The sequence below is a fragment of the Chryseobacterium sp. PCH239 genome, assembly GCF_018924625.1.
Classification (GTDB): Bacteria; Bacteroidota; Bacteroidia; order Flavobacteriales; family Weeksellaceae; genus Chryseobacterium; species Chryseobacterium cucumeris.
Genome location: NZ_CP073027.1, coordinates 3,626,892 through 3,638,841 on the forward strand (window position 1 = coordinate 3,626,892; position 11,950 = coordinate 3,638,841).

Consider the following 11,950-nt stretch of genomic DNA (forward strand, 5'->3'; position numbering starts at 1 on the left):
ATTAGATAAATTTGCCTTTTAAAAAATTAAAATCATTGGAATTTCATCCGTCAATCGAGAAAGAAGGGATTCAGGAAATCAAATTGTTTCAGGAAGAAAAACTTCATGAGCTTTTGAGGTATCTTGAAACTCATTCGCCGTTTTATCAGAAACTGTTCAAAGAAAATAATATTACTATTGAGGATATTCGTACTTTGGAAGACCTTCAGAAGATTCCTACCACCACAAAGAATGATCTTCAGCAGTACAATCATGATTTTTTCTGCATACCACCGGATAAAATTGTGGATTACAGTACCACTTCCGGAACATTGGGAGATCCGGTGACTTTCGGATTGTCTGACAGTGATCTGGAAAGGCTTGCGTACAATGAAGCGATATCTTTCGCCTGTGCAGGAATTCAGAAAGGAGATGTTGTGCAGATGATTACCACCATAGATAAAAGGTTTATGGCTGGGCTTGCTTATTTTCTTGGTTTAAGAAAAATGGGGGCAAGCGTAGTAAGAATGGGACCGGGAATTCCTGAACTGCAATGGGATTCTATTTTTAGATACAAGCCAAAATATTTGATTACAGTACCTTCTTTTCTACTGAAAATGATTGATTACGCTGAAAAACACGGGTTGGATTATAAAAATTCCGGCGTTTATGGTGCTGTTTGCATTGGAGAAAGTATCAAAAATCAGGATTTTACAGATAATATTCTTTCACAGAAAATCAAGGAAAAATGGGACATCAAACTCTTTTCTACCTATGCTTCTACGGAAATGAGCACTGCTTTTACAGAGTGTGAATTCCAGATCGGAGGACATCACCATCCGGAATTGATTATTACAGAAATCCTGGATGATGAAGGAAACCCTGTAAAAGAAGGAGAAAGCGGTGAACTTACGATTACGACTTTGGGAGTGGAAGCCATTCCTTTGTTGAGGTTTAAAACCGGAGATCTTGTAAAAGCCCACTATGAGCCATGCCAGTGCGGAAGAAATACGATGAGGCTAGGACCTGTTGTAGGAAGAAAGCAGCAGATGATCAAATACAAAGGGACAACGCTGTATCCTCCTGCTATGAATGATATTTTGAATGATTTTAATACTATCTTATGCTACCAGATTGTGATTCAGTCCAACGAAATCGGACTTGATGAGATTATCATTAAACTTAGTACAGAAGCAGATCACGAAGGGTTTGTCAATGAAGTGAGAGATCACTTCCGTGCAAAACTGAGAGTAAGTCCCAAAATTGAAATCATAGATTTTGATGTTCTTTCTAAAAAAGTTTTTAATCCAAACAGCAGAAAGCCAATCACTTTTATTGACTTAAGATAAAATTAAACCTAAAGAATAATTAACAGAGGTCTTTTTATATATCTTTGGGGCTTGAATAGTAAAACTAATACACTATGAAAAATTATTTCTGCTGCTTTTTGCAGCCATTACCACGGCAACTTTTGCCCAGGACAAAATTAATATTGAATCTGGAAATTTTGACTTTCTGAAAGATCAGACTGAGGTAAATGTTCAGTTTAAATTTGAAAATCCTCTTTTTCAGGCAGATAATTATACTGAAGCCCAATATCTTGAAAGAAGAAAAACAGAGACATTGGCTAAGAAAGGCGAGCAATCCTGGAAAGAATGGGATGAAGAATGGCAAAAGCATAAGGAATCTGTTTTTTTTGATAAGTTTATCGAAGGAGTAAATGGTAAAGCGAAAAAAATAAAATTCAGTAAAGGAGCTTCGGCAAAGTACACCTTAGTACTGCATACAAAATGGATCTACGCCGGATGGACTGGGTTTGTAACACAGCCTGCTAAATTATCATCAGAAATGATATTTGTTGAAACTGAAAATCCATCTAAAGTTTTAACTAAAGTTCAGGGTGATAAGATTGAAGGGATAGGAAGTAAAGGTAGTTATCGTATGGAATACGGAAGAATATCCGCTGCATATGAAAAAACAGGAAAAGAATTGGGTAAAGCTATTAAAAATGCTTTAAAATAAGAAAAACGGTCTGAATTTTCAGACCGTTTTTTTATGCTTGATTTTGCTGTTCCTGTTTTTCCAGCTTGATCAGGTTTGCAAGGTTTTTAATAACTGTATCATGCTTTCTCACAAAAGGATTGTCTTTATTCCAGACATAGCCTGCTAAAACAGCACAGATCTTTTTCTTTACGTCCGGATTTTCTGGTTGATGGAAGAATAATTCCTGAAGATTTCCGGTATACCATTCTTTTACATAGGTGGTGAAAACATCCACTCCATATAAAATGTAGTCTGTGTATTCCCTCTGCCAGTCAATTTTTTCTCCGTTTAATTGTCTTAATGCCAGTTTGGCGGCCAGCATTCCGGATTCTGTGGCAAAAGCCATTCCTGAAGAAAAAACCGGATCAAGGAATTCAGAGGCATTTCCTGTTAAAGCAAATCCGTCTCCGAATAAACTTTTTACTGAACAGGAATAATCTTTCAGATGTTTAGGTTCAAAAAGGAAATCTACATTTCCAAAACGTTTTACATAATATTCAGAAAGAGAAATAGCTTTTCTTAAAGCTTCCGTTGTATCTCCGTTTTCAGATAATTTGTCAATATATTCAGTAGGACCTACAATTCCTAAGCTTGTGTTTCCGTTGGAAAAAGGGATTACCCAAAGCCATACTTCTGTTTCAATAATGTCAAAAGAAATCAAAGTTCCTTCCTCTCCCGGTTCTCTGTTGATATCATTCACATGAGAAAAAATCGCAGAGTGAGGGGATAGTTTTGAAGGTTTTTCAAGATCAAGCAGGCGAGGTAAAACTCTTCCGTAGCCACTGGAATCGATAACAAACTTAGCATGGATCTCTTTTGTTTCCCCATCCTTGTTTCTTACCGTAGTTATAGAATCTGTTCCGTCAAATTTGATGTCTATAACCTCAGTTTCAAACTCAAGATCGATTCCTTTGTTAATGACTTCCTGAGCAAGCGTATTATCAAAATCAGCTCTCGGAACCTGCCAGGTCCAGTCCCAGCCTTCCCCGAATTTGTTGCTGAAATCAAAAATGCAGACTTCGTCACCACGAAGAAAACGAGCTCCAAGCTTTTTTTCAAAGCCCATTTTATCTAATGCAGGGAAAAGTCCGGCCTCCTCAAAGTGGTCCATTACCCTTGGAATTAAGCTTTCTCCAACTACGAGTCTGGGGAATTTTGTCTTTTCGACTACTTTTACGCTGACGTTATTGTTCTTCAGGTACGAAGAAGACACGCATCCGGAGGGTCCGGCTCCGATTACAAGAACGTCAACAAATTCTTTGCTCATCTTTGATTTTTTATTTTAATAATAACTTTTATCTTTGCCGCAAAATTAGTGACAAATAATTAATATTTTACAAAATTATCAACTATTACTTTTAATTGATGAAAATAAATAACTTTTTAGAACTGAAAGACTTTCAAAAAATTATCATTGAGAATGAAAAAATAGAACTGGATGAATCACTTTTATCAAGAGTGGATAAAAGTTTTCAGTTTTTAAAGGAGTTTTCAAAAAATAAAGTAATATATGGTGTGAACACCGGTTTTGGGCCAATGGCTCAGTTTAAAATCAGTGATGAAGATACACACCAGCTTCAGTATAACCTGATAAGAAGCCACTCTTCAGGAATTGGAAACCCTTTGCCTGTAGAAGAAGTAAAAGCATGTATGCTTGCAAGATTGAATACCTTATCATTAGGGAATTCAGGAGTGCACCAGTCTGTTATTTATCTGCTTCAGGAGCTGATCAACAGAGATATTACTCCACTAATCTTTGAACATGGAGGAGTAGGAGCAAGCGGTGACCTTGTTCAGCTGGCTCACCTGGCTTTGGTATTGATTGGAGAAGGAGAAGTTTTTTACAATGGAGAAAGAAAATCTACCAAAGAAGTTTTTGAAGTTGAAGGCTTAGAACCGATCAAAGTAGAGATCCGCGAAGGTCTTGCATTGATGAACGGAACTTCCGTAATGTCAGGAATCGGTATCGTAAATGCTTATAAAGCCAATCAGCTTACTGATATTTCTCTTAGACTTTCTTGTGCCATCAATGAGATTGTACAGGCTTATGATGATCATTTGTCAGAAGCCTTGAACGGAACTAAGAAACATTACGGTCAACAGAAAGTGGCAGAAAGAATGCGTGCTCACCTGGCAGACAGTAAACTGATCAGAAAAAGAGAAGAACATCTGTATACCCATTTTGAAGAACAGGAAAAAGTATTCAAGGAAAAAGTTCAGGAATATTATTCTTTACGATGTGTTCCTCAGATTCTAGGTCCGGTATTGGATACATTGGAATATACGGAGAAAGTTCTTGAGAATGAGATCAATTCAGCGAATGATAATCCAATTATCAACGTTGAAGACCAGCATGTGTATCACGGAGGAAACTTCCATGGGGATTATATCTCTTTGGAAATGGACAAGCTTAAAATTGTGGTAACCAAACTTACCATGCTTGCAGAAAGACAGCTAAACTACCTTCTGAATGCTAAAATCAACGAAATTCTACCTCCTTTTGTCAATTTAGGTAAATTAGGGTTCAATTTCGGGATGCAGGGTGTACAGTTTACAGCAACTTCTACCACGGCAGAAAGCCAGATGCTGTCAAATTCTATGTATGTTCACAGTATTCCAAACAATAACGATAACCAGGACATCGTTAGTATGGGAACAAACGCTGCTGTAATTTGTAGAAAAGTCATTGAAAATGCCTTTGAAGTTTTGGCTATTGAAGCTATTACCATCATTCAGGCGGTTGAATATCTTGGATTCCAGGATAAGGTTTCATCCTCTACAAAAGAACTGTATGATGATATCAGAAAAATTATTCCTGCTTTCTCAGACGATATGGTTATGTATCCGTATTTGGAGGAAGTAAAGAAATATCTGAAAGGAATGTAACTATTGGTTGCCATCAATTGTCTTTTAAAAAAGGCTTCCAGCATCAACTTAAAAAACTAAAAACGATATAAACACTAACGCATGAAATGTGCAATTGTAACAGGAGGCTCCAGAGGAATCGGGAGAGCAATCTGTATAAAACTGGCTGAAGAGAAAAACTATCACATCCTTATCAACTTCGCTTCAAATGAAACGGCAGCCAAAGAAACGTTGGCTAAAGTGGAAGAATTGGGTGCTACCGGAGAAATTCTTAAATTTGATGTAGGAAACAGCGAAGAAACACAAGCTGTTTTAACGGAGTGGCAGGAGAAAAATCCTGATGCCGTGGTAGAAGTGATCGTCAATAATGCCGGAATCACAAGAGACGGTCTTTTTATGTGGATGCAGAAGGAAGACTGGAATAGTGTGATCAATACAAGTCTGGACGGATTCTTCAATGTGACCAATTTCTTTATTCAAAAGCTGCTTCGTAACAAATACGGAAGAATCATCAATATGGTTTCTGTATCCGGAGTAAAAGGAACAGCCGGGCAGACAAATTATTCTGCTGCGAAAGGAGCTTTGGTAGGTGCTACAAAAGCCCTTGCACAGGAAGTTGCCAAAAGAAATGTTACGGTAAATGCCGTTGCACCGGGTTTCATCAAAACGGATATGACCCAGGAGTTTAATGAAGAAGAACTGAAAGCAATGATTCCTGCCAACAGATTTGGAGAAGCAGAAGAAGTGGCAGATCTTGTCGCATTTTTAGCATCTAAAAAATCTTCTTACATTACAGGTGAAGTGATTAATATTAACGGAGGAATTTATTCATAACATGGAAAATAGGGTTGTAATTACCGGAATGGGAATTTATTCCTGCATCGGGACGTCTTTAGAAGAGGTCAGGGAATCCCTATATCAAGGAAAATCCGGTATTGTTTTAGATCAGGACAGAAAAGAATTTGGTTTTAGGTCTGGCCTCACAGGAGTTGTTCCAAAGCCTGATCTGAAAAATCTTTTAAACAGACGCCAGCGTGTCAGTATGGGAGAAGAAAGCGAATATGCTTATCTTGCTACGCTTGATGCTTTAAAACAGGCAAATCTAGATGAAGAATTCTTGGATGCTCATGAAGTGGGGATCTTATACGGAAATGACAGTGTTTCTCAGGCAGTCGTAGAATCTATCGATATTGCAAGGGAAAAGAAAGATACAACATTGATGGGATCGGGAGCGATTTTCAAATCAATGAACTCAACGGTAACGATGAACCTTTCTACGATTTTTAAACTGAAAGGAATCAATCTTACCATCAGCGCAGCATGCGCAAGCGGTTCGCATTCTTTAGGACTGGCTTATATGATGATTAAAAATGGTTTCCAGGATATGATTATCTGCGGCGGAGCTCAGGAAACCAACAAATATTCCATGGCGAGCTTTGACGGATTGGGAGTGTTCTCAGCCAGAGAAGATGAGCCTGCAAAAGCATCCAGACCTTTCGATGCAGAAAGAGACGGATTGATTCCAAGTGGCGGAGCTGCCAGTCTGATTGTTGAAAGCTTGGAATCTGCCCAAAGAAGAGGCGCTCCGATTATTGCAGAAATTATCGGGTACGGTTTCTCTTCCAACGGAGGGCATATTTCAACACCAAACGTGGATGGACCGGCTTTGGCAATGGACAGAGCCTTAAAACAGTCAGGATTAAAAGCTTCAGACATCGATTATATCAATGCTCACGCAACTTCTACTCCAATTGGTGATGCCAACGAGGCAAAAGCCATCTATGAGATCTTCGGGAGCGAAGTTCCGGTAAGTTCTACCAAATCCATGACCGGACATGAGTGCTGGATGGCAGGTGCAAGTGAAGTTATCTACTCCATTCTGATGATGCAGAACGATTTTGTTGCTCCCAATATTAATCTGGAAAACCCTGATAATGAAGCACAAAAGATAAATTTAGTTGCAAAAACAAAAAATCAAAAAATTGATGTATTTTTGTCGAATTCTTTTGGGTTTGGGGGAACCAATTCTGCACTAATAGTTAAAAAATTTGATTAAAAACATGGAAAGGGAAAAAATTGTTGCTATTGTTAATGATTTTCTTGTCAACGAATTCGAGGTAGACGGAGACGAAATCAGTAACGATGCCAACCTTAAAAATACACTGGGCTTAGACAGCTTAGATTATATCGACATGGTAGTCGTGATTGAATCCAATTTCGCGGTGAAATTAGGAGAAGCAGATTTCAAAAAAATGGTAACATTTGATGATTTCTATACAACGATTGAACATAAGATTGCTGAAAAAAACGCGTAGTTATTGAGTAATTCTTTATTCTATAAAATGTGCCAATGTAACAATATCACAGTGATCCGGTAACGGACACTTCAAAAAGGTATTATTACATTGGCTCTCTGTTATATTAAATTATAGATATGAACAAGTGGAAAGGTAAATCTAAAGGAACAGTACTCGGATACAGAATATTCGTCTGGTGTATTAGAAATATCGGGATCAGAAGTTCATATGGTGTGCTGTATTTTGTGGCAGCCTACTACTCCCTGTTTCAGAAGAAAAGCAATCAATACATTCTTTATTATTTTCAGAAAAGACTGAACTATGGATACTGGAAATCCAAAGCTTCCATCTTTAAAAGCTATTTTACCTTCGGAAAAGTTCTGATTGATAAAACTGCGATTTCTGCCGGACTCAGAGAAAAATATACCTATGAATTTGACGGTATTGAAAACCTCAGAAATCTTTTAGCTGCTAAAAAAGGAGGTGTACTCATCAGTGCCCATATTGGTAATTTTGAAATTGCGGAACACTTTTTTGCAGATATCGACTTCGACTGCCAGATCAATCTGGTTACAACAGATCAGGAAGTGACCGTGATCAAGGAATATCTGGAAAGTGTTGCGGTAAAAAAGAGTAATATCAAGTTTATTTACGTGAAGGAGGACATGTCTCATATCTTTGAGATCAATCAGGCTTTGTCCAATAATGAACTCATCTGCTTTACCGGAGACCGTTATTTCGAAGGGTCCAAATATCTGGAGGCAGAACTGCTGGGAAAAAGTGCAAAATTTCCGGCTGGCCCGTTTTTGATCGCCTCAAGGTTAGGCGTTCCCGTAGTATATGTCTATGTGATGAAAGAGAATAATCTTCATTACCATCTGTATGCAAGAGTTGCCCAGAGTATCAAAAATCGTGATTCACGGGGACTTTTACAGTCTTATGTGCAAAATCTTGAAACTATGGTGAAAAAATACCCGCTTCAATGGTTTAATTATTTTGATTTTTGGGATGATGTTGATTAATTTTTCTATTTTTATCCCGTAAAAACGAATAAAAACTAAAAAACCATTAAGATTTACCGAGATTTAAGAGAACTCATAAAATTTCTATGCTTACTTTACTGAAGTAAACTTTAAATATCTTAAATTCCCTGTTTCTTAATTATTAAAAGCACATTTTCTTTTGAAGAAAGAATACGACATACTTGTAATCGGCAGCGGATTGGGAGGCCTTGTTTCAGCTCTTATTTTGGCGAAAGAAGGTCTGAAAGTATGCGTTCTGGAGAAAAATAACCAGTATGGGGGAAATCTGCAGACCTTTTCAAGAGATAAGCTTATTTTTGATACCGGGGTCCATTATCTTGGAGGTTTATCCAAAGGACAGAATCTAAACCAGTTCTTTTCCTATCTGGAAATTATGGATGATCTTGAACTTCAGTTGATGGATGAAGACGGCTATGACAGAATCAGTTTCGGAGAAGATGAAATAGAATATCCTCATGCACAGGGTTATCAGAATTTTGTTGAACAGCTTTCAAAGTATTTTCCCGAAGAAAAAGAAAACCTTGAAAACTATTGCGAAGAAATTCAGTATGTATGCAGCCAGTTTCCCAGATATCATGTGGTGGGAAAAGACAATTACAACGAGGAAATCCTGCATCTAAATACCAAAAGATTCATTGAATCTGTTACTCAGAATAAAAAATTGCAGTCAGTTTTACTGGGTTCCAACTTTTTATATGCCGGAGACTCGGAGAATGTTCCCTTTTATGTACATGCTCTGACGGTAAATTCTTATATCCAAAGTGCTTACAAATGTGTGAAAGGAGGAAGCCAGATCTCTAAACTTTTAATCAGAAAACTCCGGGAATATGGAGCCGAAGTACACAAGCACTCCGAAGTTTCAGAATTTGTTTTTAATGAAAATAATACACTGACCTCTGTCAAAACAAAAACAGGAAAAGAATATACCGCCAAACAATTTATTTCAAATATAGAAATCCGTTCCACCATTAAACTTATTGGTGAAGAAAGACTTAAGAAATCTTTTCTGAACAGGGTTTTAAGCTGGAAGCCGGTTTCATCGTGCTTTAGTATTTATCTTGTTTTAAAGCCTCATTATCTTCCGAATTTTAATTATAACAGATATCATTACTCCTCTGAAGAACAGGTTTGGAATGCATTCCAATACCGGAAAGAATCGTGGCCGGAAACGTTTATGCTTTCTTCTACACCTTCGAAACGTCATCCTGAATTCGCAGAAAGTCTGACGGCGATATCGTATATGGATTTTGATGAGGTTAAAGAATGGGAGAATACCTTCAATACCGTTGCCGATGAACATGAAAGAGGAGATGCTTATGAAAGATTTAAGCTTGAAAAAACAGAAAAAATGCTTGATGCTCTGGAAAAGAAAATTCCGAATCTAAGGCATGCCATTAAAACACTCTATACTTCCTCTCCTTTATCTTATCGGGACTATATCGGAAATTGTGAAGGAAATATGTATGGATATATGAAAAGCTCGGAGAATCCTCTTAAAACGATGGTTTCTCCCCGTACCAAAATTGACAATCTTTTTCTGACCGGACAATCCGTGAATATGCATGGCATCTTAGGCGTTACTATCGGAGCTTTTAACACCTGTGCTGAAATTATCGGAAAAGAAACGATAGACATGCGGCTGACCCAAATGATTAATAAAAACTAAAGTGAAAAAAACTAAAACCATTTATTCATCCTGTAAAAGAACTTTACTTTATCTCACTTTTTGTGTTTTCCTCACATCCTGCGGAATCTCAAAGTCAATCAAACATATTCCCGATGTAAAACAATATGCTCTGGAGATCCCGAAAGTAAACCAGATCAATGACAGTACCTTCAGCTACAATCAGAATTATCTTACCAAAAATAAACAGCAGCTCTGGGAACTCTATATTAAAGGAAATCCTTTGCAGCTTGGATATAATAGCGGAGCATTGACCCAAAACTTAATGCAGAAGCAGGAGAACATTTTCTTTTCAAAAGTGGAGGGTTTTGTGCCATCAAAATTCAGACAAGGGCTGTTAAGAGGTTTTTTAAAATGGTACAACAGAAAAATGTACCTCAATGTAAGAGAAGATTATCAGGCAGAATTATTTGGCTTGTCACGATATTCATCCGATCAGTATGACTTTATTGCTCCTAAATATTTAAGAAACCTTTACCTGCACGGTGCTCATGATATCGGGCATGCCATGCAGGATCTTGCCATGGTAGGCTGTACATCTCTTGCTATATGGAATGAAAATACTGAAGACGGAGACTTGTTGATTGGAAGGAATTTCGACTTTTATGTGGGAGACGATTTTGCTAAAAATAAATTGGTAGAGTTTGTGCAACCCGAAGAAGGAATTCCCTATATGTCGGTAAGCTGGCCCGGAATGATAGGTGTAGTTTCAGGAATGAATAAAGAAGGAATTACCGTGACCATTAATGCCGGAAAATCAAAAATTCCTTTAACGGCAAAGACTCCTATTTCCCTGGTTACAAGAGAGATTTTACAGTATGCAAAAAATATAGAAGAAGCCATTGCCATTGCTAAAAAACGAAAGGTGTTTGTTTCGGAATCTATCCTTGTGGGAAGTGCAGCTGATAAAAATGCAGTCATTATTGAAGTTTCACCTAAAAATTTCGGGGTATATAGAGTACAAAATACAAGCAGAGTGCTTTGTACCAATCATTTCCAATCTGAAGCTTATAAAGATGACAAAAGAAATCAGAAGCAGATTGAAGAAAGCCATTCAGAATACCGTTATGAAAAACTTCAGGAGCTTTTGCAGAAAGAAAAGAAGATCACTCCCGGAAAGATGGCTTCCATTTTAAGAAATAAGTCAGGCTTAAAAGATGAAAGTATCGGTTATGGAAATGAAAAAGCACTCAATCAGCTATTGGCTCACCATGCCGTTATATTTTCGCCTCAGAAAAAACTGGTTTGGGTTTCTTCCAATCCTTATCAGCTTGGAGAATTTGTTTGCTATGACCTGAATGAGATTTTTTCCGGTAGGCCATTATCGCAAAGTCTGCTGGCGAAAACAGAACGGAATATTGCAAGAGATCCGTTCGCAGATTCTGAAGAATTTCAAAACTATGAACTATCCAAAATGTACGGTAAAGAAATCAATGAGGCCGCTGATGATAAAAACGCGCTGTTGACAGATGATATTATCCCATCGTATCAGGCTATGAATCCCGATTTTTGGCTGGTCTATTATCAATCAGGAAAGTATTATTTTAGCAAAAGAGAATATTCAAAGGCAAAAATGGCGTTTGAGAAAGCATTGACGAAAGAAATTACAACAGTTCCGGACAGAAAAAATGTTGAAAAATACCTGAAGAAAACTTTAAAGAAACTGAAATGATCCCCAAATATATAAAACTGCTGTTCTGTATTCCTTTTGTTATTATTATCTGTTATTCTGTGTATTTGTGCACCGTTTACAGCTCAATACCTGACACCATCACTATTCACGGGTACGGAAGTATGAAAGACAATTATGGAAGCAAAATCTTTCTTGTGTTTCCTGTAATGATGAATCTCGCTGTTCTTTTATTTATCTGGTTGATCATCAGAAGGCCTGATAAAATAAAATTTACTTTTGAAATCAATGAGGAAGAAAGAGAAAAAATATACCATATCACCCAGCTCGCCCTGGTTATTATTTCGATATTTGTTACCATAATGATGACACCACTATCATTCGCTGATGTGGTCTTTAAATAATTGAT

Annotated in this window: 11 protein-coding genes; 10 read left to right on the top strand and 1 reads right to left on the bottom strand. The window is 37.4% G+C overall.

Features of this window, described 5'->3' with window-relative positions; all coding sequences use genetic code 11:
* Positions 1-35 precede the first annotated feature (35 nt).
* Together KBP46_RS16795 and KBP46_RS16800 are read left to right on the top strand one after the other, a co-directional pair.
* On the top strand, positions 36-1,328 hold the full coding sequence (locus KBP46_RS16795; RefSeq protein WP_216443743.1) for a phenylacetate--CoA ligase family protein: 1,293 nt from the start codon (positions 36-38) through the stop codon (positions 1,326-1,328).
* Positions 1,329-1,602: 274 nt separating this feature from the next.
* The gene (locus tag KBP46_RS16800) at positions 1,603-2,001 is read left to right on the top strand and encodes a hypothetical protein (protein WP_216443744.1); all 399 of its coding nucleotides are present in this window, start codon (positions 1,603-1,605) and stop codon (positions 1,999-2,001) included.
* Positions 2,002-2,032: 31 nt separating this feature from the next.
* Here KBP46_RS16800 and KBP46_RS16805 read toward each other — a convergent pair whose 3' ends face one another.
* Positions 2,033-3,289, bottom strand: a complete 1,257-nt coding sequence (locus KBP46_RS16805) for an NAD(P)/FAD-dependent oxidoreductase (protein WP_216443745.1) — start codon at positions 3,287-3,289, stop codon at positions 2,033-2,035.
* 98 nt (positions 3,290-3,387) lie between these two features.
* Between KBP46_RS16805 and hutH the strand changes: the two genes are divergently transcribed.
* From hutH to KBP46_RS16845, 8 genes are all read left to right on the top strand, one after another.
* Positions 3,388-4,908: a histidine ammonia-lyase gene (gene hutH / locus KBP46_RS16810; protein WP_062675967.1), complete on the top strand. Its 1,521-nt coding sequence runs from the start codon at positions 3,388-3,390 to the stop codon at positions 4,906-4,908.
* Positions 4,909-4,989: 81 nt separating this feature from the next.
* Entirely contained in the window at positions 4,990-5,721 is a 732-nt protein-coding gene (gene fabG / locus KBP46_RS16815) for a 3-oxoacyl-ACP reductase FabG (RefSeq protein WP_216443746.1), read from the top strand.
* A 1-nt stretch (position 5,722) separates the two neighbouring features.
* The gene (locus KBP46_RS16820; RefSeq protein WP_062675965.1) at positions 5,723-6,943 is read left to right on the top strand and encodes a beta-ketoacyl synthase; all 1,221 of its coding nucleotides are present in this window, start codon (positions 5,723-5,725) and stop codon (positions 6,941-6,943) included.
* Between the two features lie 4 nt (positions 6,944-6,947).
* Positions 6,948-7,202 (top strand): acyl carrier protein, encoded by a 255-nt coding sequence (locus tag KBP46_RS16825; protein WP_216443747.1) that lies wholly within the window; start codon positions 6,948-6,950, stop codon positions 7,200-7,202.
* A gap of 119 nt (positions 7,203-7,321) precedes the next feature.
* A complete protein-coding gene (locus KBP46_RS16830) occupies positions 7,322-8,206 on the top strand; it encodes a lipid A biosynthesis acyltransferase (protein WP_216443748.1) in 885 nt (294 codons plus the stop codon).
* 160 nt (positions 8,207-8,366) lie between these two features.
* Complete coding sequence (locus tag KBP46_RS16835) at positions 8,367-9,893, top strand: NAD(P)/FAD-dependent oxidoreductase (protein WP_216443749.1); 1,527 nt, start codon at positions 8,367-8,369, stop codon at positions 9,891-9,893.
* A 1-nt stretch (position 9,894) separates the two neighbouring features.
* Positions 9,895-11,583: a C45 family peptidase gene (locus KBP46_RS16840; RefSeq protein ID WP_253297065.1), complete on the top strand. Its 1,689-nt coding sequence runs from the start codon at positions 9,895-9,897 to the stop codon at positions 11,581-11,583.
* Positions 11,580-11,945: a hypothetical protein gene (locus tag KBP46_RS16845; protein ID WP_216443750.1), complete on the top strand. Its 366-nt coding sequence runs from the start codon at positions 11,580-11,582 to the stop codon at positions 11,943-11,945. Before KBP46_RS16840 ends, KBP46_RS16845 begins: the two co-directional genes overlap by 4 nt.
* Positions 11,946-11,950: the final 5 nt, after the last annotated feature.